Raw genomic sequence first — 23,334 nt, 5'->3', positions numbered from 1 at the left:
TAATTTTTTAGTATTCGCCCGTCAACGCACAGTTGATGATCGTCTCTGTTGTATAGCCTGACGTATTTTGGAAAGGCCCGAAATGATTGTAAGAGCGGCCGACGGCCATGTGCGGGCTCACGCAACGTTCAGCCGGAGCTTTCAACTTGCCATTTGAATTCACGTTATATGGATGCGTGTTTGCTGACTTCGTCGTATTCACTTGTACGGCAAAAGAACCTGTGACCTTCGAAGCAGCACAGAACGAGTTGAACGTTTGCAGCGAGCTTCCCAAGATACGGATCAATTCAGACTGGCTGGCTTTCTGAGAGATACCGCATTTTGGATAAAGAGCATTCCATTCACGAATACAAGCTTGGATATTGCCACCGGCATCGGGAGTGAATTGGAAAAGACCGATATTCAAACGAGACTCTGCAGGTTGATAAGGGTCTTCATAAAAGTTCACGCCGGCTGGACGACGATAACCTGATGGAGCATATTTTGCTGCCACACTTTGTGATTTCGAGTTATCCGCAGTCGTCAAAGATTCCATATACGAAAGACACATCATGAATTTTGACCAAAGTTTTGAAGCTTTGACATAACCTTCTCTGTTTCCAGACAAAGCTTCACGACGGTAAGAGTTCATGCGATCTGCGAATTCATTGATTTTTTTAATCGTCGAAGCGCCAGGAACATTCTTGCCATTTAATGTCGTGTTCAACGTAGACGACGTCACGTTACACAATGGATGAGAAATCAAACTGTTCGGCAAGTACGTATTCACGTCACTATTTAAACCAAAGTAAGAAGCTACGTAGCCTAATTGTGCTTTCGCGGGCTGCATTTTTAGTTCCACCGCATAAGCAATACGATCAGAGAAACGGTCGTTCTGGTCTAGGTTCGTATCGCACATATCTGTGGCGTGAGCTTGTTGCGCATTTCTTGTCGGGATCAACTCACGATAGTTTTTGTAGTTGGTATCGACAACGGAACCGACTGGGTAAGATACTTCGGAAAAGACATTAAAGCCTTCCGGAGTGATTGAATCGGTGACCGCCGCCGGCTCGCGCGCTGGAGGTGGCGTCGTCGGTGTCGTGGGATTGCTGGGAGTCGTGGTTGGAGGAGTCGTTGTACCTCCGCCACCGCTGACCGGCTTTTTAGCCATAGCGAATGTCGAGCTAGAGAAAAGTGTTGTTGCGATCAAAGCTGCCAAGATGTTTGTATTGATTTTTTGTGTTTTCATGCCTCCTAGATCGGAGCTAGGTCTTAGGACTTAAGGGAACCTAGACTTTACCTGGACCATTTTTCCTGGATCATCGGCAAGTCTGGATAAACTGAAAAATTATTAATCAGACATGCTAGGACTATGGTCCTAAAGAAACGTTCAAGCTCCCCTTTTGATTCGCCGATATGAGGAATGAAACAAAACAAAGGGAGTTTCAAAATGAGTCAAACTTATGATGTACCAAACCTCTATAACTTTTTATTGCACACACCAGAGGCTGGTCTCAGAAAAATGCTCGTGGACAACAAGCCAATGACGGAGGCTCACTTCAACCTGATGTTGAAGATCGTACGCGCATGTGACGAAGCTCATTTCACTGAGCACTTCACTAAACAGGATTTCCCCAAAGTGAAAATGGGTCCTGCCGATATCAAATTGAAAGAAAAATTCTGGAATGATTGCATGACGACTTGGAACAGTCGTGGACTTCTGACTCCAGCTGTGGCAACTAAAGCAGCTTAAGGCGCGGCAGCGCAGAAGGCGCAGCGGCCTTCGGGCCGCGGAGCTGGACTGGTTTTTAATTAATGATCGCATACTTAACCACAGAACAATTTCTGCCAGAGCTTCTTGAGGAACTTAAAAATGTTCGCTCAGTCCATGGAAGCCTGGTTCTTACTGATGGGCCCTTGCAGCACTCTGTCTGGGCCCAAAATATTTGGCTCAACCCCGAAATCATATCTTTTGAATCCATCAGCCAGGCGGCAAAAGCTTTAAAGGGTTTAGGCAAGCTGTGGGTGCCTTACACTTTCGATAATCATCGACGCGCACAACTTATCCAAGAGCTACTACCTAAGGTAAAGCCCCGCGTGGTGGATTTTTTGGGGGAACTTCCTGAAGACAACCTGGGAGCTTGGACCCTGATCGATAAAAATACACTTTTAGCTTCTAGTAAAACCAACTCCCCGTTTCCTTTAGGGGAAGTTCAGTTCAACGAGGATAAAAAGAATCCTCCTTCTCGGGCTTATCTTAAGCTTTGGGAGCTTTTCACGGTTTACGGGATTGTTCCTAAAGAGGGCCAAAGAGTTGTCGACTTCGGAAGCTGTCCCGGAGGGTGGACTTGGGTGCTTCAGCAAATCGGTTGTGAGGTGGTCAGTATTGATCGCGCTCCTTTAGAACCTCATATCGCCAAACTTCCGCGCATTCATTTCATGAAGACCAATGCCTTCACGGTGAAGCCCGAGGACATTGGGGCCATCGATTGGTTTTTCTCTGATATCATCTGCTATCCCGAAAAACTTCTGGAACTTGTTCAAATGTGGCAGAGTTCAGGACTATGCTCGAACTTCGTTTGCACGATAAAATTTCAAGGTAAGACGGACTTTGCGACTCTCAAAAAGTTCCAGTCTTTAGAAAATGCACGTGTGCAACATCTGCATCACAACAAGCACGAGGTCACGGTATGGATAAAGACATCTTCACCCTAGTAGGTCGCGAAGACGAAAAGATCAAGCTTTGGCAGGATCTTGCTCAAGCTCAAGGAGAGCTTCTTTGTAAGGGTAAAGAAGAATCGATTTGCAAACTGCGCGTGAACTTTTTTAATTCTAAAACCAAATGCCTTGAATGCACTGTCGAATCCATCACAACTTTAAAACCTCAAGAAGAATACCTAGGTCATTTCTTTTTGGGTGGAGAGAAATATTACTTCCAAGGCTTCGCGCAAATTCATCAGGAAAAAGTCGTCGTGCCTGTCGCTGAAGAACTCTATCATCTTCAACGCCGCCAAAACTACCGCGTGCGCATCCCGGAAGGCTATCAAGCTTTTTACAACATCGTTCTGGTGAACGAACAACCGCAGAAAATCATCGGTCAATTGGCCGATCTGAGCAGCCAAGGCTGTCGCGTGATTTACCGAATGGATGCTCCGCTGATGAAGATCGGCGATAAAGTCACCGGACATTTGGTGATTGGGAAAAGATCGCCGATTGAAATTCAAGGCCTGGTCCGTCACATCAAAGTCGACGAAGGCAATAAGGTGATTCAGACCTTTGGGATTGAATTCACTCCACTATCAACGATGATCGAAAACAAACTTTTCGCTTTGACAATGGAGATTCATAAAGAAGTCTTTAAAAGACCTTCGTGATTACTGACCTTCGGTTGTGGGTTCTAGGATTGTCGGATCCTTCTGACGAATGCCCTCGTACTCTTGATCAATACTCTTCTGTAACTGTTTCCGTTTTTCTTCAGCCTGTTTTTTCAGGTCCGACTGTGCCTTTTTATTCTCGTCATAGCGTTTCGTATAATCACGGTGTAACTGATTGAATTCATCCGTTTTAGAACGAGCGTAATCGTCAAAGTTTTTTCTTTTATCGCGCATATCGGCTTCAAACTCATCGCGCTGTTCTTTTTGCTTGGAATAAAAGTCTTTTCTTTCGCCATCAAGCTCTTCAAAGAACTCTTTGCGTTCATCGGAAGTAACTTTCTTTTTTGAAAAATCTTTTCGCGCGTCACCCTGTTTTTTGGAAAATTCGTCGCGCTCTTTCTTTTGAGTTTTATTAAACTGCTCGCGACTTTTCGTCATGTCTTTGTTAAAGAGCTCGCGCTTTTTATTGATGATGCTAGAGAACTTCGAGCGCACTTCGGAAGGCGAACGTGAAAAATCCGACATCAGCTGATCCATAAAAGCTTTTTCATCGTTTTCTTTTTGGCGTTCAGGCGGAATATCTTTGCGCAATTTATCAAAGGCTTCGCGGTCGGCTTTTAACGAATACTTGTCGTCGACCAAGGTCGTGTCATTGTCGGGGCGATTTGTCGGCTCATCCAAGGCCCAGAGTTTTTCAGCACCAAATACCAGCAGAGTTGTCAGGAATACGGTGAAAATCCAACCGCGCTTTGTATCTTGAACCGGACTACGCATGAAGACTCCTCTTTATTTCGGCGAATGTATACTTTTGAGAATAATTGGACTCTTTTGAAAACACAACAGACCGATAAGAGGTCATATGTTATACGGACGAAGAGTTATCGAACCCCAGCGTGTGCCCCATGGACAAGGTCCTCGCCGCTTCATTTTAAATAAAAGCTTTCAGTACAAATACTGTTGGTACATGGTGACAGCCGTTGCGGGTGGCGCGGTTTTATTTCTTCTTCCAGCCTATTACTTCATCGTACAGAATTATGATCTCTTCAAAAGTCTTGCTTACGACACGCATCCCTACTTAGTAGAGCACTTAGAGCGTGAAGTGACGTGGCTTAAAATTTTCTTAAGCGCTAGTTTCCTGTTCCTTATGGGAGTTACTTTGTTCTTGGGAATTCGTATGACGAAGAATCTTCTTTCTCCGCTAGTGACGATGGAAAGACACATGCATCAACTGATGTTGGGCCAATGGCATATTCCTGATTATCACTTGCCAGAAGAAGACGACTATCGTGACCTTGCGATGACGTATGACTATTTCTATCGCGCTTTAAAGGCGAATACTGAAACTGAACTAAAGCTTTTAGAAAAATTAAGCATTGATCCGCAAAACCGTGAAGCTTATGCCGCTTGGAAACATTTGCTGGCAGAAAAACGCGCGCGCCTAGGTATTCGTGAAGAGTTTATTACTAACGATTCCGTCGTAGACTTGAGCGAATTTGATCAGAGACGTCGCGTTTCTTAATAGCCTCACGCTTGTCGTGAGTCTTTTTACCCTTCACCAACGCAATTTCTAATTTCGCACGGCCGTTTTTAAAATAGATTTTAAGCGGCACGCAAGAATAGCCTTTTTCCTTTAAGGCACCGAAAATCTCATCCAACTCTTTGCGATTCAGTAAAAGCTTACGAAGTCTTTCTGGAGCATGGTTGTTGTAACTGGAAGCTTTGTATTCGGCGATATGTGCGTTCTGCAAGAAAGCTTCATCACCCCGAAAAGAAATGTAAGAGTCTTTTAGTTGCACATCTTTATTGCGCAGAGATTTCACTTCGCTTCCCATAAGCTGCAAGCCCGCCTCGTAGGTTTCTACGATCGTGTAATCAAATCGGGCTTTTTTGTTCTCTTGAACAATTAAAATGCTCATGCTTCAAATCCAAAGTGCTTATACAAGGTCACAAACTGCGCGGGGCTGAGTTCTTCCGCACGGGCCGTTTCTGTAAACCCCATGCTGGTGATCCAGCCCACCAATTGCTCTTCAGTTAGCTTCTTTTGACTTAAAAGACCAGACAAATTTTTCTTTAAAAGCTTGCGGCGTTGGGCAAAGGCGGCTTTAACAAAAGTGAGAAAGGCCTGGCGATTTTTAACTTCGCTTTGCAGACGCGAAAAGCACAGCACTCGGCTGGCGACACGTGGAGGAGGCGAAAAATCCCTCGGTCCCGCCTCAGTCACCATTTCCGTCTTCCAGAAGACTTGAGCAATAACACTTAAAAGTCCGTAATGCTCTGACTTCGCCACGGCCCGGATTCTTTGTGCCACTTCTTTTTGGAACATCAGAACCATGTGCTCAACACCCGGAGCTTCCATCGAACGCTCAATGACGATGCTTGAAGAAATCTGATAAGGCAGATTGCTGACGAAAACGATTTTTTTGTCTGAATAGAAGCGCGACCAATCGAGTTTTAGAGCGTCTTCTTCAAGGACATTTTGCCCTTGCTCACGCCAGTAATTCGCAATCACACGATCCAGCTCAATCAAAGTCAAAGGCACATTCATTTGTTTTAAAAAGTAAGTTAAAGCTCCAGGACCTGGGCCCACTTCAATCAGCTCTTCGGGGTTGAATTCTTTCACCTGATTGATGATGCGCTCAATGACGACATCGCTGACCAAGAAGTTTTGACCTAACGATCTTTTGGCAAGAATGCCAAGTTCTCGCAGCGTTTGCTCTAAGCGTTCTCTTGATTGGCTCATCTAAAATCCGTTGTCAAAACTTGTGGTGAAGGTCCGAGGTCGATATTGGAAAACTCTCCCGCATTCATTCTTAGAACGCCGGCATACCCGATCATGGCGGCATTATCCGTGCAATAGCGGATTGGTGGAACTACGAGGGTCAGACCTTTCTTCGCGGCCCATTCTTCTGCACGTGCGCGCAGACGAGAGTTCGCACTCACACCGCCCGTTAAGATCACGCGTTTGGATCTAAACACTTTGGCCGCTCGGTCTAATTTTGCAATAAGAACATCGACAATGGCTTCTTGGAAAGAAGCACAAAGATCAGGAAGCTGCTCTTGCACTAGTTCTGGTCCTAATTGTTCCAACATGCGCTGACCCGATGACTTTAAGCCGGAAAAACTCATGTCGAAAGTTTCGTCATGAATCATACTGCGAGGGAATTCAAACGCGTGGGGGTTTCCGGTTTTTGCCATTTGATCAATGCGCACACCGCCTGGAAAACCAAGCCCCGCCATCTTCGCAAATTTATCAAAACACTCCCCGGCCGCATCGTCTTTCGTTGCACCCAGAACTTTGTAGTCACCCAAACCTTTGATTTGATAAAGACTGGTGTGACCACCACTGATGGCTAACCCTACGTAAGGATATCCGAAGTCTTCAGGCGGAGCATATTGGGAGTCACGCAAGAAAGGCGCTAACAAGTGACCTTCTAGGTGATTCACCCCTAGAAATGGAAGACCTTTTGCCTGCGACAAGGATTTCGCCGTCACAAGCCCCACAATTAAGGCGCCAATCAGACCAGGACGATTGGTGACGGCAATTCCCTGCACGTCTTTCCAAGTCATTCCAGCTTTTTTAAATGCCTCTTCAATCAAGGGAATTAAAGCGATGGAGTGATTTCTAGCGGCAATTTCAGGAACGATACCGCCATAGATTTCGTGTTCCAAATCTTGAGAAGCCGCAACAACAGAGTGCACCCAACCACTGCGATCTACGATCGCTACGGAAGTGTCATCACAGCTTGTTTCGATGGCTAATACACGTTCAATCACGAATTTATTTTTTTAAACCCTTCAAGCGAGTTTTAGAACGACGAGCTTCATCTGATTTAGGAAACTTGCTGACCACTTCGTCGTAAAAAGTTTTTGCTTCATCTTTCATGCCCAACTCTTGGAAGGACACACCGATTTTATAAGTCGCATCAGCGAACTTAGACCCTTTCGGATTGTCGTCACGGTATTTTTGGTAGTTTAAGATAGCCTGTTTCCAGTCTTTTTTATTGAAGAATTCTTCACCGACTTCATAAACATTTTTCTTGGCTTGCTTCGCAGATCTTTCGGCCTGGCCAGCAACTCGTTCAGCCTTCAATGATTGGATTTCAGCATTCAAAGTGTAAATGTCTTTTTCCATTTTCGTCAGAGCCTCTTGAAGAAGCGTGACCTTTTGGTTTAAGTCTTGATTTTGTTGTTGTGTGTTTCTAACGGCATTTTCTATGCCCGAGTTTCCTTGGCCCACACGGTTTTCAACCACGTCCACACGGCCATTCAGGCTTCTCATTTGTTCTTCAATGTCGGCAAAGCGGTTTGAAACATCCGCATTGCTTCTTTGCAGTGTCGTTACTTGTTGCTGCATGACTTGGCGTTGTTCAGTTTCACGAACTTCGTTACGCGTTTTCAAACAACCAGTCAGAAATAGAGGAGTGGCAACAAGAGCCACTAGGATTTTCTTCATAGAACATCTCCTGTTCTTTGACGAATCAATCGTGCTGAGTTTTCCGCTTTTTCTGCAGAAACACGTGCGCGCACAAATTGTTCTTTAGCTTTCGAATAATCACGATCTTCAAAATAGATACGGCCTTTGCGATAAGCTTCTTCAGCTTGATGCCAATAACCTGGGGAATGGCGGGCCGCTTGAACAGAACGAGCCGCATCTAGTGCAGCTCGTGCGAGGGAATAATCCTCAACGGGTGCAGGGACTGTTTGACAGCTGACAATCACCGTAAAAAGTAGAACTCCGATGAAAAGTCTCTGTAGTCTCACTGCACACCTTTCTTAATTTAAATTACTGAGCAGGAACAAAGTTCGCACGGCGGTTTTTCGCCCAAGCTGCTTCAGTGTCACCCATATCAAGTGGTTTTTCTTTACCGTAGCTGATAACGCTCAAACGATCGCCAGCAATACCCAAGCTTACCATATAAGCTTTCACTGCGTTAGCGCGTCTTTCACCTAGAGCCACATTGTACTCGATAGTACCGCGGTTGTCACAGTGACCTTCGATTTGAACTTTCACGCCTGGGTTTGATTTCATCCACTCAACGTTAGAAGCGATCACTTTTTTAGAAGCCGCATCCAAGCTCGATTTATCGTAACCGAAGTGAACAGTTTCTAGACCCGCAATTTTGCCAGAGTCAGAACCCATTGGATCATAACTAAGTGGTGATGAGTCAATGGCAGTAGATTGGCCACCTGCAGGCAAAGTTTCAATGGATTGATCCGATTGAGTTTGTTTTCCTTTACAACCAGCAACAACCGCGCAGGCAACAAGACCAAGAGCTAATTTACGAAACATGATGTCCTCCTATGAAGATCCAATAGTTATCATTAGATAAAAACTTTAATTTATAGCGGCTCATTGTCAAACCTTAGATTTCCTAAATGATATTGTGTTGCTGTACGGCTAAGAGACTTTATGCACAGACAGCGTGTTTTACATCTTTGGTTCTCTTTCATTTCTCTTTTTCCTCTCTCAGCGTTCGCACAACTTGAGGTTCCGCCTGACTTAAAGTGGAAGACTCTGAAGACTCCTCATTTTGAAATCATCTTTAATGCCAAGCAGCAGGACCTTGGTCTTCTTTACGCCGAAAAACTGGAAAAAGCCTACACCGAACTCCGCTCTTATTTTCACTCTCTGCCCGAAAAAACCATCGTTATTATAAACGATAAAACTGACGTCACAAATGGATATGCCACTCGCATTCCTTACCCTCACATTATGGCTTACCCCGTTTTGCCAGGCCCGGAAGAGAGCTTGGCTGACACGGGTGACTGGGCCTTTGAACTTCTTGCCCACGAATACACTCACATTCTCAATTTTGAACCCGCCAATGGGATCATGAAACCTTTGCGTTTCGTTTTTGGAAATATCATCGCACCAAATATTCTTTTGCCAACCTGGTGGAAGGAAGGTGTGGCGGTTGAAATGGAAACGCGCTTAGGAAACCACGGCCGCCTGCGATCCTTTTATCAAGATGCGACGATTCGCGCGATGGTCGAAGACAAAACTTTCTATACTTATGACATTGCCGAAGCCAACGAGTATATTCCGACGTGGCCCGAAGGCATGCGTGCCTATTTATTCGGCTCTTTGATGTGGAGTCAGATGTTCACTGAGCACGGTCTTCACGTCGCCAAAGACCTGAACGAGCGCCAAGGGGGCCGGGTTCCTTATTTCATCGAAACTCCGGCCAAAGAAATTTTAGGAATGAACTACACGGCCCAATACAATCAGATGCTGGATGAAGTCGTCATTCGCGCGCAGACACAGCTAAAAACCATTCGCGAAGCCAAAATCACCGAAGTCATCATCCCCAAAAACAATTTTATTTCCGTGACGGCTCCGTCTATATCTCCCGACGGGAAACACCTAGCGGTTGTCACCGAAGATGATGCCAGCGCCCGCTCTGTCAAAATCATCACTCGTGCCAGCGCCTCTCAAAGCTTTTTAGAGGCACAAAGCTCAGACACAGTTGAAAAGTTCAATCAGGAGTTTGAACCTGCCTCTCAACGGGATGGCCCACCCACAGGAAGCATTCAAAGAATCAGCTGGTTTCCTAATTCTGAAAAAATCGTCTATGACAAAATAGATTATGTAAATCGGATCGAGCGTTTTTCTGATCTGCACGTGTATGACTTGGTCAGCAAAAAGACCACGCGTCTTACGCAAAATCTCAGGGGCCGTGAACCTTCCGTAGCCCCGGATGGCAGCGCCATTGTCTTTGTGAAACTTGAGGGTGGAAAAACTCACCTCGGACTACTCAGCGATACTCAAGGCACGTGGAAAGAACGGATCGTTTATTCGCCAGCCATCCAAGAAAGAATTTCTTATCCGCTATTTTGGAATCAGGATCTTCTTTTATTCTCTTTGCGCAAAGTGGATGGGTCAGAACATCTTTATAGCTATTCCCTGTCGTCGCAAAAATCAGAGCTTCTATTCCCGGAATATAAAAATATTCGTTTCGCAAAGAAAACACCTGAGGGTCTGCTTTTCACTTCCGGGCAAAGTGGTGTTTTGAATCTTTATCTTGCCGACAATGATCTTAAAAAAGCGCGACCGGTTTCAAATACTTTGACCGCATTTTTTACAGCCGATTTTGATCCTCTCAGTAAAGATATTTTTGCGACTCATATGACATCCCAAGGCCCCAAGGTTGTCGCAATCAAGTCGGAAGAGTGGAGAAATGCGCCTTCCGAACTTCCCGAAATCAAAGGTTTGATGGCGGATCGTTATCCTGAAGTAAAACCCGACGAAATAAAGGTCGAAGAGGCTCGTGCCGCTTTAAACCAATCAACGCTTGAAGATTATTCTCCTTATGGTTACCTGTGGCCTCAGTACTGGATGCCTTTTGTGTCAGGTTCTTCCAGCGAAACCGGCATCATCCTGACAGCGCAGACTTCGGGTTTTGATCCCCTGAAAAAACACAGCTATACACTCATTGGGTCGTGGGACACGGGGCTTAACCGTGGAAGTCTTGTGGGAACTTATTTGAATCAAACCACGGCTCTTCCCTGGACGGCTTTGGCTTACAAACGCAGTTCTTACTTAGGCACTGTATCTAATGAGCTGAATGACTACGGTCTTGCCGCCGCAGTCTTACCAAGTATGTTCTGGGTTTCAAAATACACGAATTTGCAAATCGGCTGGCAATATCTTGAACGCGAAACCGTAAATACAAACACCAAACGCACCGGCCCCTATGCGATGTTGAGTCACGCGAACTATTCAAAAGCGGGCGCGCAGATTTCTCCGGAAAGTGGCGGCGGCGCTTACCTGGGAGCTTATGATTACATCGCTCAAGATGGATACTTAAGCCACACGCAGTTTTTAGCCGGTGGAGAAATTTATCTGTCTCACTATTTGCCGAAACATCACGCCTTGATGTTACGAACGAATGGTGTGTACACGCCAGATCGAGTTTCTGCGGTTTACGGTGTCGCAACGGAGCCTTTGGTCTTCGTTCCAGACAGTCCTCTGCCCCAATATATTTTGCGCGGTTACAAACGAGGTCAGCTGTTCGGAAAAAACCTGGCGGTAGTGAATGCAGAATACCGCTTGCCCGTGATGGATTTTTATCGCGGTTCAGGAACGGATCCTCTTTTCTTGCGTCGTCTTTCAGCAGCCGTTATTGCCGATGGTGCCGCTGCGGATGGACTTTTTGTGAACGATGTTCGCTCCGTCTATGAAACTACCGACATGAAACGTTGGTATTGGAGTTCGGGGGTGGAACTTAAATTAGAAACCACTTTGGGCTACGTCATCCCCGTGAGCTTAGTCGTCGGATATTACGTGGCTTTCAACACCCCCACCGGTTCTGAGGGAGTCATCGGAAGCGCCCTTCAGATCACTGGGTTTTAACCCTCTTTAGGCTCTTCAGCGTCTTACTAATGAGTGCTGAAAAGCCCCATCGCCCACAAAGGATCCCCCTCCTCGGGCGATGGGAAGTCCCCCTTTCGCGCCGAGCCAAACTTACCAGTCTTGACAAAGACCCAGGCCCTCGAAATTATTAAAGTAATCGACAACTAGCGGCGAGGATGCTGCGTTATGCTGTCAACCGGGAGGGTTCATGGAAAAAATCAGCTGGATTAAAGAACTTGTGAAAGCTGAACAACAAATGGAAGAGTCTGGCCTCGTGGATATGAGCTTCGGATTTGATTCAGAAAAAATTCTGATCAACGAAAGCATTCAATTCCTGCTAGAACTAAAAACCGAATTTGTTGATGCCTCCACTTCATTCAATGAATTGAAACCTTCGGCATTAGGTCGTATCAAAATTTACGGTATCGCGAAAACTCACGCCGACTTCATGCTGTTCCGTAACGGCTTTAAAATGATCTTCTCTTTAAAAGCGCCGGGACAAATCAGCATTCGTTTCAATTTTATTGGAACGAACTACATTCCAACTCCGGGTTCTACAGAAGCTCAACAAACAGCGACGAATGTTATGGATGAGCATATTGTTGAAGCGAAATGGGGTGCCTTCGGCGAGCTTGTGTGGATGTACCAAGGTTTGCCTGTGAAACTGGAATACATGGTTCGCCACTATCTGACTTTGTTCATCAAAGAAAGTTCGAAGTAGTTTTAAAATTTCAAAAAGAATTTAAAAGCGCTGCCCTCAAAGCAGCGCTTTTTTTATTAGTGCTGGCCCTCAGGACTCACTGATTTTGCGGATGAATTCCCAACACAAGAATCTAATCGTTTGACGTTGTTATTAGAGATCATGCATTTCACGAGCTGTTCGGAAGTTTTATTTCCCGCAAGGCATTTCTTTTGGGTTTCAATATGATTGATCTGCCCACAGGTATAAATGACATCCGTCGGTTGATTGCTGGAAACACACTGGGCGATCACATCATTGCGATTAAAGCTTTTCGCACAAGCATACAAACCATCTAAAGGGAGCTGGCTTTTCAAGCAGGCCTTATAAGCCTCTTTGGGTAACTGAAGACCACTGCACAATGCCGGAGTGGCGGCCGACGCCATCGAGCAAGACAAACTCACCAAAACCCCTGCCATCCAATACCTTAACGCGTTCATAAGAACCTCTTAATAAAAGTATGCAGAACTTTTCGAAATCATGCCGCAAATATTCTTGATGCCTGGAAAAACTGTTCCATCACATCGCCTTTTCATAATGACATTCTTGGAGCGCTATTTTCAAGACTGTCTAAGCTTCTGACACCGAAAGGTGTTTTGGTAAATTTCGCAAACGGCCCCTTCATTGGCACAGGTGTAGCTATAGAAACCAGATGAACATTTATAAATAAGGAGTTTTTATGAAAAAGATCGTACTTGCTATCGCAACCCTGGCCCTGACTCTTCAAGCCCACGCCGAACTAAAAATAACAGATCCCGCTAAGGGCGGATTGCTTTTTGGATTCTTAGCAACTATGGAGTCTCCACAAAATGCCGGCGATGGGGTTCTTCTCGTCTCGGCGGATGTGTCTTGCGCGCTTCATAAGAATAAACAAGTCTATTGCATGAGTTCAGAAGGCGGCATTACTGGTGAGATTGCCGAAGAGCTCTATCTGTCATTTTCTCCGAAATCAGAAGAGCAGTTTGACGATGTGACCGTTCGCCGAGGCCACGTGGCTTGCGCTTCTATCGAAGAATCCGGCAAAGCTCCGCGCTATAACTGCTTCTAAAGAAAGGTCCTCTTAGTGAGGACCTGATTCGATATATTTTTTTAAATCTTTAAGATGGATATCCCACACGACGTCGAATTCTTTCTGTAAGGATTCGCGTTGTGCATCGGGAAAGTGTTCCCAACCATAATGTTGTAAGGTCACCGTCCGCTCTTCGCCTTTGTCTTCGATCTTCAGCATACATTCAGTTTCCCATTCCGGGCGCCATTCGTGTTCATGCCAGGTAAAAACAATATCGTGGTTTTCGCGGGAATAAACAACACGTCCCGACGCCAGGTGTTTTTGACCTTCGCTATCAATCCAGGGCTCTTGAAAGATACCACCGATATCAGGCTGAAGGATCACACCTTCATTCCACCATTGAGAGAGTTCATTCTTCTTGGTAAGGGCCCGCCAAATATCTTCGCGCGGAGCTTTAAGGGAGATTGTTTTTTCAATCTTTGTAACCATACGCACCTCTCTTCCTGTTCTTTCAGGATAAGGGAGGGATGTCAGCAGCCCTAGAAATATTAAACGACTCGTTGAAATCGCATATTCTTGGCGTCGAATATTTGAAATTGCAAAGGCTGAGTGCTGATGACTTGTAATTTGATGGGGTCGCCGTTTTTTAGCGGCAGACCAGTGTGGTTACCCACGAGCAAAAGATCACCTTGAAAGTTGCACAGAGCTTCCTTGGAAGAAGTCACTTCTTCAACAATCGCCTGAAGAATCTGACCTTTCTGCAAAGATTTTATAAAGCTCCGTGAAGCCAAAGTTTTATCCTAAATCTTTCGTCATATCTAAGCGACGGAATTCAACGGGACGAATCACGTTGTCTTTTTTTCCCTGAGCAGATGTTGGAGCCGTCGTTGCTAAGGTCTGCGCCTTCGGAGCCGCTGTCGGAGCCACCGGCGTCGGTTTTTCGCTTAAGAAAGTTTGCGCGATATTCTGAGTGACATTGAATAGAGCTGAAACATTGTTGGCGGTTTGTTGCGCCGCTGTTTCTTTTTCTTCCACTTCAATGCAAGCCGCTTTAAAAGCTTCGCCTAATTTTTTAAGTGCTTCATTGTCGGTTTTGGGAACTTCAAATACAGTGCTCATGTCATGCGCCGAATCTCTTTGCAATGGCGCCATGAAGGACATGTTATCCACGTCACTCAAATCCGATGCTGAATCGTGCATATCGGCTTCGCCTTGCGCCCATTCCGGTAAACTGTCTTCACAGAACATCAATTGATCACGGTTCACGTTCGCAATGAATTCAATTTCCCCGCGAGAAAGTTCTGGCACTTGAGAAGCGATATCATCGATGCTGTGACCCTGATGCGCTAAACGAGCAGCTTTAACGTATTTAATCGTGTTTTTGCGTTCTAAGATTTCGTTGTGAGGAATGCGATCTTGGAAGATCTTTGCGACTTCCAAACTTTTTTGCATGCTCTGTTCGATTTTCGCAAGCTGTTTATCAGAAGCCTGAATTTTGGTTTGAATGTCTTTTACTTTCTGTTCCAACAAAGCCGTTAACTGATTAACCTGAGTTTCAGTTCTGTCTGAAAGGTCTTCCAATACGGCGATTTTGCTTTGCAAAAGCTGCAAGCCTTTACTGAGTCTTGGATCATCTTTAGGAGGACGGTTTAAACGAACCCACAAACCAACAACACCTGCTAATAGAATTAAATTCACAAGCACTTGTAGTAAGAACCAGAAACTCACTAGGCCTCCCCGCCGAACATTAATTAAATTCTAAACTGCCGAAGGTCCGTCTCACAACGAGACTTAGGTCACAATCGTATCAAACCAGGACCTGGACTCCGCCCTGCTTTGGTACACAAAAAATGGTGTGTTATTATGCAACAAAGGGGAGCGTGGGATATGTTGCTCAAATTATCTAAGGGGTTGGTGTGGGCCTCTTTGACGGCGGTGCTGTCATTGACCGCTTGTGGACCTGTGCAATTTTCTTCAAAGTCAGCGGGAGATGTGGATGACAGCAATGTCGATCCCGGCCCAGTTCCTGGCGGCTCGATCCGCGAAGTAAATTATACAAATACCGTCAGCGCCCGCGATAACAAGTTGGATATCGTTCTTGTTGTCGATGATTCAAACTCAATGCTTCCTGATAACCAAAAGCTTGCGGCGAATTTAGCCCCCTTCGTAACCAAGCTTCAGAATTCCAATATTGATTGGCAGATGTGTGCGACGGTGACTCGTGCTCTTCCCGTTTCTTCCACGCAAACGGCTTGGGGTGCTTCGATTTACTGGCAAAGTTCTTCGACGGCTTCCACGTCCCTGGGAATGGTTTTGCAAAGAGGAACATCGAATCTTTCGCAAATTTTCTCTAACACAATTAACTACATTAATGCCGGTTGGGTTGGTTCTGACGACGAACGTGCTATTAAAGCTATGTGGCGCCACGTTTATAACGGGGACCTTCGCTATTCAGGCAACAATGGTTGTTATCGTCCTGATTCTGCTGTGGCTTATATCATTATTTCGGATGAAGATGAGCGCAGCATTGGTGGAGATTCTTCTCAGCAAGTTTACTCTGGCGAATTGAAGCCTCTTGAGGATGAGGATAAACCCGAAGTCTTCGTTCAGTCTTTCCGCGACACTTTCGGTGCCGATCGCCGCTTCACCGTGAACTCTATCATCGTGAAGCCAGGCGACAGCTCGTGCAAAGCTTCTCAAGATGCGGGTGGAGCGAAATCTCACTACGGATTTAAATACGCCGAACTTTCACAGATGACCGGCGGTGGTGTTGGTTCCATCTGCGAATCAGACTTCTCGACGAACTTAAATCTTTTCTTAGATCGCATTCAAGATTCATTAAGCTCTCTTCCTTTGGAATGTGCTCCGGTGGATGGAAACATCACCGTGACAATCACCCCTTCTGCCGGAGTTATCTCTTCACGTATCGAAGGTATGAACTTGGTGTTTGATACTCCGGTTCCGGCAGGCCGCACGATTGATTTGAAATACTCGTGCCCTGACGACGGCCGCAGCCCAAGTTCAGCGACTAAAGCGACTCCGCTGGCGGAGCAAGGCTTCTTTGCTAAGATCGTTTCTTTCTTCAAAAATCTATTTTAGAGAAAATCTGATATGGAAATAAAAAAGGAGAGTTCGCACTCTCCTTTTTTTATTCTAAGGGCGTTCACTAAACCAGTTGCCCCACAAAATCGCGCATTCTTCCAACGGCGCGTTTCATAGTGTCTTCCGATACGGCGAAACTTAAACGCATAAAACCTTCAGTCCCACACTCGGCCCCCGGCACAGTCGCGACGAAAAACTTTTCTAACAAGATATCGCAAAAGTCCTTAGAAGTTCGTACGACACGGTCCTGATAGGTTTTGCCAAGACAGTTACGAATGTCGACCCAGAAATAAAAAGCACCTTGAGGCTCAGCGACTTTGAAGTGCTCAATCGCCTGAAGCTCTTTCAACCCTGAAACTTTTCTTGAAATCAATTTTTCAACCACGCCGTTAATATCAGATTCGCTGGTGCGAAGGCCCGCAAGAAGAGCGTGTTGAGAAATACTTGAAGGAGAACCCGTCGACTGACTTTGATAGTCAGCCATCGCTGTAATTAGCTTTTCAGGGCCCGCCGCCCAACCAATGCGCCAGCCGGTCATCGAGTAAGCTTTCGATCCGCCATTCACTAAAACTGTGCGCTCACGAAGATCTGGAGCCACTGAAAGAATATGCGGCGCCACTTTGCTGCCATCAAAAACCAGACGGTTGTAAATGTCGTCAGAAATAATCGCCACCTGTGGATGTTTGCGTAGAACCTCTGCCAAAGCTTTTAATTCGTCTGCCGTGTAAGACAATCCCGTGGGATTGCTCGGTGAACAGAACAAGAATGCCCGCGTTTTAAGATTGATGGCTTTTTCTAACTTTTCCGGAGTGATTTTGAAATTTTCAAGCTCACCGCATTCGACGATATGAGGCACGCCATCGGCAAGTTCAATCATCGTCGGATAACTGACCCAGTAAGGTGTCGCCACGATGACTTCATCACCCGGAGAACACAGCATCTGTAAAGCGGCAAAGATGATGTACTTCGCTCCTGAAGCCACGGTAATTTCTTTAGGCGTGTATTCAAAGCCCAGTTCATGCTTCATTTTTTCAGTGATGGCTTTACGAAGTTCTAAAGTCCCGTTAGCAGGTGTGTACTTCGTAATACCTTTTTGAATGGCTTCAATGCCGGCTTCGGAAGGTGCTTTGAACGTGGGCCAATCGGGTTCACCCACAGTGAGTGAGATCACATCGTGACCTTGTGAAGCCAGCTCTCTGGCTTTTGCGACGAGAAATAAAGTAGGAGACGTCTTTAAGTTTTGTGCTCTTTTAGAAAGTTGAAGCAAAGCCCACTCCTTTTATTTTTTGATCTTTTTCTCTAAAGCCTCTATCACCACGTCGGGCACTAAGCCTTTTAAGGCACCGCCATTGACGGCCACTTCTTTCACACCTCGAGAAGAGATGTAATAGTACTCAGGACTTGCGAACACCAAAAGCGTTTCAATTTCCGGAGCCAGTTTTTTGTTCATGTTAGCCATGGTCATCTCGTACTCAAAATCCACGACGGCACGAAGACCGCGCACGATGACTTGAGCTTTAGCCTTTTTCATATAATCGACAGTCAGACCACCGAAAATATCGACCTTCACATTCTTCACATGAGACAAAGATTTTTCAATCAAGACTTTACGTTCTTCTGCGCTGAACATAGAGGATTTTTGTGACGACTGTGCAACCAAGACAATGACCTGATCATACACGGCCGCAATACGATTGATGATATCCACGTGGCCCATAGTGATTGGATCAAAACTTCCTGGATAAACTGCAATCTTACTCATTGTTCTCTTCCTTTAGGGCCGCCTCGTGACAAAACATATTCAAATATTTGTCGCCGTAGTCTTTCTGGTCATAGCGCACCAAGGAACCATAACGCTCTTCCATGCGCTCTTTCTTTTCAGATTCTATCGCCATAATTGTGTGTTCGGCAAAGCCCGCGCTCACGCTCGCAGCCTCCATGACTGAATGAGCCATTTTTTCCGTAAAGGGAGGGTCCGCCAAAATAATATCGAAAGCTTCTCCCTGGTACGATTTCAAGAAAGCAATGACGTCCATATTGATGATCTTATATTCCGAATTAGGGACTTTAAGCTTTTCTAAGTTCTGACGAGTGATGGTCAAAGATTTGGGATTTTTTTCTACGAAGGTGCAGAACTTAGCATCACGAGATAACGCTTCAATGCCCAAATTGCCTGTGCCACAAAACAAATCAGCGACGTTGGCGCCATCGATTTGAAACTGGATTTTGTTAAACAGCGTTTCTTTTACGCGATCCGTGGTGGGACGAATATGATCAGCTTTAAAGGCCACAAGCTGGTGCCCGCGGTACTTACCCGAAATAATTCTCATGCTAAAAGGTCCTCAGCCATCTTGACGACGGCGAAAATATCTTCAAAAGGTTTGGGAACAAAAAGATTCGCACCCATCTGTTGGGCCGTTTGCATATTGTGTTCGCCCGAAAACGCCGACATCAGAATGACTTTGGCGGAGTTGCTTGAGCCCATCTCTTTTAAGACTTCAGGCCCCGTCATTCCCGGCATCAGCACATCTAAGAAAACCAGATCTGGCGACCAACTTTTCCAGGATTGCAAGCCTTCGTGACCATTTGTGGCTTCCATGACGTCGAAGCCTTTGCTTTTCAAAGCACGGCTCAACGAACGACGTACTAACGCTTCATCATCCACAATCAGAATCTTCAACGCTTACTCCGAATCCTTGCGGGGCAGCTCGATTGTAAAACAGCTCCCGTGAGGTTCGACGTTATGGAACTGAATAGTGCCGCCAAATTTTTCAATGATGGACTTAGACATACTTAACCCAAGACCGGTCCCATGTCCTTCTTTTTTTGTCGTAAAGAACGGTTCAAAAATACGTCGTTGGATTTCCAGAGGTATCCCCGGGCCCGTGTCTTCGATTTCAGTGATAACAAACTTTCCTTCAGAGCGCGTCGTCACTTTCAGACGGCCGGGATCTTTCATCGCCTGACAAGCATTGTTAATCAGATTAAACACCACTTGTTGCAATAGATGGGGCTCTACGAAGACGGTTTGTCCCAATGTTTGTAAATCCACTTCCAGACGATGTGTGCGCAAAGCAGATTTCAGCATCGGCAAAGTGCGTTCGATGATTTCATCAACACTGATATACTCTGAAGGCTGATCTTCGCCTTTTGAAAAGTCCAAAAGGTTTTTAATAATTCTTTGTGAGCGAGCCGTGGCTTTTTCGATTTCGACCAAGTCGGCGTGAAGATTTCCCTCTTTAGGCGCCTCTTGCAACAGGACTTGAGTTAAAGCTCTTAATCCGGTGAGTGGATTATTCAACTCATGCGCGATGTTACCGGCAAGCATGCCGATCGCACCCATTTTTTCATTCTGTAACATCCGCAAATAAAGCTCGCGAGACTGCGTGATGTCCACGTATTGGTTTACCACATTTGTAGGGCGTGTTCCCTGATCTAAGAGCACAGGATAACTATGAACCTGATAAATACGCCCATCGACCTGAATCTGCCCTGCTTGAGGGTGTCCCTCTTTCATAGCTTGAGGAACGGGGCAACCTTCACACTGTGACTTGCGATGCGCGAAGCTTTCATAACACTTATGTTGCAGAAACCGATCCGAGAATTTTCTATTCGCGCGAACCACATTGTAATCGACGTCGACGATGGCAATTGGATCGCGCATACCATCGAAAGTTTTCTCCCAACGATAGGAAAAACTAGAGAGCTGGCTTTCCAAAAGAACACGATCCAGTGCCATGCTTAAGGGTCGCATGCGATCGCTCATAAAGTCGATGAAGGGCCCCATCTCTTTATCAGAGAGTGAGTTTTCAATACACAAGACGGCTTCGCCTTCACCACCTACAAAGTGACTGGTCAAACGCAGCTCTAAGGGAACAACATAGGCCTTAATAAAAGGACGACCAAAATGGTTGGCAAAATAGCGAATCAATTCGGCACTGGGTACTTGCGGTGTTTTGGGAAACTCGTAGGGAGTCAAAGACTCGGTTTGAGTAAAGTGCCCCAGTTGAAAACTCAAAAAGAAAGTTTTATTGCCGCCTAGGCGATAAGCCAAGATGGGATCACCCATCTTATGAAATTTGCGCAGTTCTTTACGTAAGATTCCTAAGATATCCTCAAACGAGGTTTGCGTCGCAAGATCTTTGATAAAACGGACAAGCTGTCTTTCACGGTTCAGCTTTTCAGATTCTTCGTGATGGGACAGTTCAATATACTGCGTGCGCTCTTCGACCATCGCCTCTAAAGAATGCGTCAAAGCCTCAAGCTGCTTATTCTGATGCGATGATTCCCGCAACAAGAGGGAGCGCGACAAATACATGGAATGTTTTTGCAAAGCGCTTTCCAACTGCGCCCAGATTTCACGCTCTGATAAAGGCCAGCGCATAAAGCGATACACTTGGGCTTTATTAATTCCCTCGCGCACTTCACTTTCACTTAAATCTTCGGCAATCAAAAGCCGTGGAGCCATGGGCTGATATAACCGGGCTTGGACCAAGAATTCCAGACTGTCATCACCGGCCGTATTCTGGACTAAGATCGAGGAAAATTTCTGGGTTTTCAAAAGAGACAAGGCCTCACCACAGGAGGCCTTGAAAATGATTTCTACTTCCCTTTTTTGAAAGGGAAAGAAATGCGGCAGTCTAATTGGCGAGACGTTTCCGATCCACAGGATGGGATCCAGTTTGTTCGGAATGGATATGAGATCCTGTGTATTCGCCATTCAGTGATTTCTCCAACACTCGCAAATGATCTAACCACATTTGCAGAACATTGTTCAAATCATACTCTAGGACATCGGCTAAAAGAACAAAATCCTTATTTTCCAAGGCGCGCAGTGCCTGCAAAACGGTATTCTTGCTGGCTTGCTCCGCCTTAAACCAATCAACTGGACTGGAAACCAGGAATTGATCCCCCATCATTTCCTTCACCGTCATCGTGCTGTCGATAAGGAATTCACAATTTTGTACGAGATCATGAATCGGTTTTAAAAGACCACTGAGTCCTTGAACGCGCATTCTTTTTGCCAGGTTTTCGGTGCTCTGAATAAGTTCAGGCAATGCATCAATCCAACCCTTTAAAACAATCGAAGTCAGATCACGGCTGTTTTCCGTAAGATATTCTAACGTGTCGATCTGCTCTAAAGGAACCGTGGCAAAACGGGCTTCTTCCGTTTCGTTGATTTCCAATCCATTTACGATATAGCGACAAACAACCTGATTCGTTGAACGAAGGTCATTTTCGATATCGGTAAAGACTTTTCCCAGCACGATATTTTCTTTATAAAAATCGCGTAGCTCTTGGCCGGACACTTTAAAGCGTTCCATCGCAGACCTCCTTGCGCTCTTGCTCTTGTTCGATCAGAGCCTCTTGAGGAACGTAGACATGAACATGGCGAGCCAATCGTTCATGCACATCCAAAGCTGCGGTACAGATTTCCTCTAAAGTGCCAGGACCAACGCGGACTTTCTCCGCTTGATACCAGCTAATAAGAGGACTCAGTTCCGGAACCATTCGGCTAATACTTTCGATCACTTCTTCTGCGCGATCCAAGAAAGGACCGACATTTTGCAAGCCCTTCTCGGGAATAAGACGGATTTGCTCCATGGCGAACTGATTGATATCAGCCAACTGGCTTGCACCTTGAAGAATTTCCATGCGATCCGCTAAAGGATAAGCCCCACCCAAATAAAGTGCTTGTACTAAGTCCCATTGAAAACGCTCTTGAGCGGTTTCATTCTTTTCGTAACTGACAAGACCGGCTGCGCGAGTGATAAGCTCCGGCGCCGCCTGACCTTGCAAGAGACCTAGAATGCACTCACCAACACGAGCGGCATTCAGAGCTTCTTCATTCTCAGCGCGATAAATGAATCCCAAAGTGGATTTTGGCCCGGTTTCCCAATAGTTGACCTCACCGATACTGACATTGAATGTCGGCGTATCCGTCAAAGAAGCCATGTGGATCGGTGCACTGTCGCAGCCAATTAAAAGTTCTGCGTCTTGTAAGACCGCGAAGATATCAGAAATTTTCGTCTGACCTACTAAGTTGACGAATTCATTCTCGATAGCGTGAGCTTGGATTTCTTCGGCCAGTTCTGCTTCACCCTGCGCTCCAATAAGAACGATCGGGATTTGCGTTGCCGCAAGCGGTTGAAGCACTTTCGCCCAATTTTCCGGAGACAAAGACTTGTGTTTTTCACTCGCACCCACGTGCAGGACTAAATAAGTCTCCGGAAGAGTCGTGGCAAAACTGCCAACTTGCGGAGCTGCAAAGTCAGACTCGATGTATTCTAAATTCAACATCGAAGCCATAACATCCACGACGTGAACGCGGTTGGGCTTATCAATACCCACTTGCGCATAGAAATAAGAGCTGACCTCGTCGGACAGGCACAAACTTCCGTCGTTATAACGAGTGTAACCCGTTACCGTAGCTGCCGGATTTGTGACAGCATGAGTAAGATAGCTCGATGCCGGAGAAAACGTCAGATTGATAATCCAATCATAGTTTTCATCACGAAGTGCATCTACGGATTCGTTCAATGTTTGCAAAGCCGCTTCAATATCTGCATTTTCTTGCACCAAAGGAGCAAGAATCGAACTGACCGGCAAAGAAAGATGTTTATCAATCGCCGTCAATCCTTCCACCGCGCCTTCGAATCGAGGACGAGTGAGGAAATGAATTTCTGCATCTGGATGCGCACGACGTAAAGCGCGCATCGCTGGCCAGGACATGTAAATATCGCCAAGTCTAGCGAGTTGTAGGACGAGTATTTTCATT

At 45.8% G+C, this 23,334-nt stretch carries 27 protein-coding genes; 8 read left to right on the top strand and 19 right to left on the bottom strand.

Going from position 1 to position 23,334, the window contains the following annotated elements; all coding sequences use genetic code 11:
- Window positions 1-7: 7 nt before the first annotated feature.
- On the bottom strand, window positions 8-1,228 hold the full coding sequence (locus tag ACLWBD_RS02880; RefSeq protein ID WP_063206361.1) for a hypothetical protein: 1,221 nt from the start codon (window positions 1,226-1,228) through the stop codon (window positions 8-10).
- A 201-nt stretch (window positions 1,229-1,429) separates the two neighbouring features.
- On the opposite strand from ACLWBD_RS02880, the gene ACLWBD_RS02875 reads away from it, so the two are divergent.
- The 3 genes from ACLWBD_RS02875 (at window position 1,430) to ACLWBD_RS02865 (ending at window position 3,353) form a co-directional block, all read left to right on the top strand.
- Window positions 1,430-1,732 (top strand): hypothetical protein, encoded by a 303-nt coding sequence (locus ACLWBD_RS02875; protein ID WP_155722527.1) that lies wholly within the window; start codon window positions 1,430-1,432, stop codon window positions 1,730-1,732.
- Window positions 1,733-1,794: 62 nt separating this feature from the next.
- Window positions 1,795-2,694: an SAM-dependent methyltransferase gene (locus ACLWBD_RS02870; protein WP_063243708.1), complete on the top strand. Its 900-nt coding sequence runs from the start codon at window positions 1,795-1,797 to the stop codon at window positions 2,692-2,694.
- Window positions 2,670-3,353 (top strand): PilZ domain-containing protein, encoded by a 684-nt coding sequence (locus ACLWBD_RS02865; protein WP_063206358.1) that lies wholly within the window; start codon window positions 2,670-2,672, stop codon window positions 3,351-3,353. The genes ACLWBD_RS02870 and ACLWBD_RS02865 overlap by 25 nt, the downstream gene beginning before the upstream one ends.
- On the opposite strand, the gene ACLWBD_RS02860 is transcribed toward ACLWBD_RS02865, so the two are convergent.
- A complete protein-coding gene (locus tag ACLWBD_RS02860; RefSeq protein ID WP_413569458.1) occupies window positions 3,354-4,127 on the bottom strand; it encodes a hypothetical protein in 774 nt (257 codons plus the stop codon). It lies immediately after the preceding gene.
- 85 nt (window positions 4,128-4,212) lie between these two features.
- Here ACLWBD_RS02860 and ACLWBD_RS02855 point away from each other — a divergent pair, with 85 nt between their 5' ends.
- A complete protein-coding gene (locus ACLWBD_RS02855; protein ID WP_063206357.1) occupies window positions 4,213-4,872 on the top strand; it encodes a hypothetical protein in 660 nt (219 codons plus the stop codon).
- Here ACLWBD_RS02855 and smpB read toward each other — a convergent pair.
- From smpB to pal, 6 genes are read right to left on the bottom strand one after another with little or no spacing between them, the layout of a single operon-like run.
- Window positions 4,817-5,269 carry an SsrA-binding protein SmpB gene (gene smpB / locus ACLWBD_RS02850; protein ID WP_063206356.1) on the bottom strand — a complete coding sequence of 151 codons (453 nt, stop codon included), beginning with the start codon at window positions 5,267-5,269 and terminating at the stop codon, window positions 4,817-4,819. The two genes, ACLWBD_RS02855 and smpB, sit on opposite strands and share 56 nt — an antisense overlap.
- Window positions 5,266-6,093, bottom strand: coding sequence for a 16S rRNA (adenine(1518)-N(6)/adenine(1519)-N(6))-dimethyltransferase RsmA (gene rsmA / locus ACLWBD_RS02845; RefSeq protein WP_413569456.1), 828 nt, complete (start codon window positions 6,091-6,093; stop codon window positions 5,266-5,268). The genes smpB and rsmA overlap by 4 nt, the downstream gene beginning before the upstream one ends.
- Complete coding sequence (gene tsaD, locus ACLWBD_RS02840; protein WP_373999710.1) at window positions 6,090-7,124, bottom strand: tRNA (adenosine(37)-N6)-threonylcarbamoyltransferase complex transferase subunit TsaD; 1,035 nt, start codon at window positions 7,122-7,124, stop codon at window positions 6,090-6,092. Before tsaD ends, rsmA begins: the two co-directional genes overlap by 4 nt.
- Window positions 7,125-7,131: 7 nt before the next feature.
- Window positions 7,132-7,806, bottom strand: coding sequence for a tetratricopeptide repeat protein (locus ACLWBD_RS02835; RefSeq protein WP_063206353.1), 675 nt, complete (start codon window positions 7,804-7,806; stop codon window positions 7,132-7,134).
- Window positions 7,803-8,114 carry a DUF4398 domain-containing protein gene (locus ACLWBD_RS02830; protein ID WP_063206352.1) on the bottom strand — a complete coding sequence of 104 codons (312 nt, stop codon included), beginning with the start codon at window positions 8,112-8,114 and terminating at the stop codon, window positions 7,803-7,805. The genes ACLWBD_RS02835 and ACLWBD_RS02830 overlap by 4 nt, the downstream gene beginning before the upstream one ends.
- Window positions 8,115-8,136: 22 nt before the next feature.
- A complete protein-coding gene (gene pal / locus ACLWBD_RS02825; protein ID WP_063206351.1) occupies window positions 8,137-8,643 on the bottom strand; it encodes a peptidoglycan-associated lipoprotein Pal in 507 nt (168 codons plus the stop codon).
- Between the two features lie 120 nt (window positions 8,644-8,763).
- Between pal and ACLWBD_RS02820 the strand changes: the two genes are divergently transcribed.
- Together ACLWBD_RS02820 and ACLWBD_RS02815 are read left to right on the top strand one after the other, a co-directional pair.
- Window positions 8,764-11,706, top strand: a complete 2,943-nt coding sequence (locus ACLWBD_RS02820; RefSeq protein ID WP_413569455.1) for a hypothetical protein — start codon at window positions 8,764-8,766, stop codon at window positions 11,704-11,706.
- A gap of 208 nt (window positions 11,707-11,914) precedes the next feature.
- Window positions 11,915-12,427: a hypothetical protein gene (locus tag ACLWBD_RS02815; protein WP_041869467.1), complete on the top strand. Its 513-nt coding sequence runs from the start codon at window positions 11,915-11,917 to the stop codon at window positions 12,425-12,427.
- A gap of 56 nt (window positions 12,428-12,483) precedes the next feature.
- Here ACLWBD_RS02815 and ACLWBD_RS02810 read toward each other — a convergent pair whose 3' ends face one another.
- Complete coding sequence (locus ACLWBD_RS02810; RefSeq protein WP_413569454.1) at window positions 12,484-12,885, bottom strand: hypothetical protein; 402 nt, start codon at window positions 12,883-12,885, stop codon at window positions 12,484-12,486.
- A 239-nt stretch (window positions 12,886-13,124) separates the two neighbouring features.
- Here ACLWBD_RS02810 and ACLWBD_RS02805 point away from each other — a divergent pair, with 239 nt between their 5' ends.
- Window positions 13,125-13,493, top strand: coding sequence for a hypothetical protein (locus ACLWBD_RS02805; RefSeq protein WP_413569453.1), 369 nt, complete (start codon window positions 13,125-13,127; stop codon window positions 13,491-13,493).
- A gap of 12 nt (window positions 13,494-13,505) precedes the next feature.
- On the opposite strand, the gene ACLWBD_RS02800 is transcribed toward ACLWBD_RS02805, so the two are convergent.
- The 3 genes from ACLWBD_RS02800 to ACLWBD_RS02790 are packed head-to-tail and all read right to left on the bottom strand — an operon-like array spanning window position 13,506 to window position 15,182.
- Window positions 13,506-13,943 (bottom strand): SRPBCC family protein, encoded by a 438-nt coding sequence (locus ACLWBD_RS02800; protein ID WP_063206347.1) that lies wholly within the window; start codon window positions 13,941-13,943, stop codon window positions 13,506-13,508.
- Window positions 13,944-14,002: 59 nt separating this feature from the next.
- Complete coding sequence (locus ACLWBD_RS02795) at window positions 14,003-14,245, bottom strand: hypothetical protein (protein WP_063206346.1); 243 nt, start codon at window positions 14,243-14,245, stop codon at window positions 14,003-14,005.
- A gap of 4 nt (window positions 14,246-14,249) precedes the next feature.
- Window positions 14,250-15,182, bottom strand: a complete 933-nt coding sequence (locus ACLWBD_RS02790; RefSeq protein ID WP_063206345.1) for a DUF2802 domain-containing protein — start codon at window positions 15,180-15,182, stop codon at window positions 14,250-14,252.
- Window positions 15,183-15,341: 159 nt separating this feature from the next.
- Between ACLWBD_RS02790 and ACLWBD_RS02785 the strand changes: the two genes are divergently transcribed.
- Window positions 15,342-16,553, top strand: coding sequence for a hypothetical protein (locus ACLWBD_RS02785; protein ID WP_413569451.1), 1,212 nt, complete (start codon window positions 15,342-15,344; stop codon window positions 16,551-16,553).
- A gap of 67 nt (window positions 16,554-16,620) precedes the next feature.
- Here the strand turns inward: ACLWBD_RS02785 and ACLWBD_RS02780 are convergent, their stop codons facing one another.
- The 7 genes from ACLWBD_RS02780 to ACLWBD_RS02750 form a co-directional block, all read right to left on the bottom strand.
- Window positions 16,621-17,823, bottom strand: a complete 1,203-nt coding sequence (locus tag ACLWBD_RS02780) for a pyridoxal phosphate-dependent aminotransferase (RefSeq protein WP_413569449.1) — start codon at window positions 17,821-17,823, stop codon at window positions 16,621-16,623.
- A gap of 12 nt (window positions 17,824-17,835) precedes the next feature.
- Window positions 17,836-18,318 (bottom strand): pantetheine-phosphate adenylyltransferase, encoded by a 483-nt coding sequence (gene coaD, locus ACLWBD_RS02775; protein WP_063206342.1) that lies wholly within the window; start codon window positions 18,316-18,318, stop codon window positions 17,836-17,838.
- The gene (gene rsmD / locus ACLWBD_RS02770) at window positions 18,311-18,886 is read right to left on the bottom strand and encodes a 16S rRNA (guanine(966)-N(2))-methyltransferase RsmD (protein ID WP_063206341.1); all 576 of its coding nucleotides are present in this window, start codon (window positions 18,884-18,886) and stop codon (window positions 18,311-18,313) included. Before rsmD ends, coaD begins: the two co-directional genes overlap by 8 nt.
- On the bottom strand, window positions 18,883-19,236 hold the full coding sequence (locus tag ACLWBD_RS02765) for a response regulator (protein ID WP_063206340.1): 354 nt from the start codon (window positions 19,234-19,236) through the stop codon (window positions 18,883-18,885). The genes rsmD and ACLWBD_RS02765 overlap by 4 nt, the downstream gene beginning before the upstream one ends.
- Window positions 19,237-19,239: 3 nt before the next feature.
- Window positions 19,240-21,024 (bottom strand): ATP-binding protein, encoded by a 1,785-nt coding sequence (locus tag ACLWBD_RS02760; protein ID WP_413569447.1) that lies wholly within the window; start codon window positions 21,022-21,024, stop codon window positions 19,240-19,242.
- A 172-nt stretch (window positions 21,025-21,196) separates the two neighbouring features.
- On the bottom strand, window positions 21,197-21,880 hold the full coding sequence (locus ACLWBD_RS02755) for a hypothetical protein (RefSeq protein WP_063206339.1): 684 nt from the start codon (window positions 21,878-21,880) through the stop codon (window positions 21,197-21,199).
- Window positions 21,867-23,333, bottom strand: coding sequence for a glycosyltransferase family 9 protein (locus tag ACLWBD_RS02750; RefSeq protein WP_413569446.1), 1,467 nt, complete (start codon window positions 23,331-23,333; stop codon window positions 21,867-21,869). Before ACLWBD_RS02750 ends, ACLWBD_RS02755 begins: the two co-directional genes overlap by 14 nt.
- Between the last annotated feature and the right edge of the window lies 1 nt (window position 23,334).

It is taken from the genome of Bdellovibrio sp. HCB117, from assembly GCF_047305915.1.
Lineage (GTDB): Bacteria > Bdellovibrionota > Bdellovibrionia > Bdellovibrionales > Bdellovibrionaceae > Bdellovibrio > Bdellovibrio bacteriovorus_B.
Note: the sequence above shows the minus strand (reverse complement) of the source record. Positions and strands in the feature narration are given on the sequence as shown.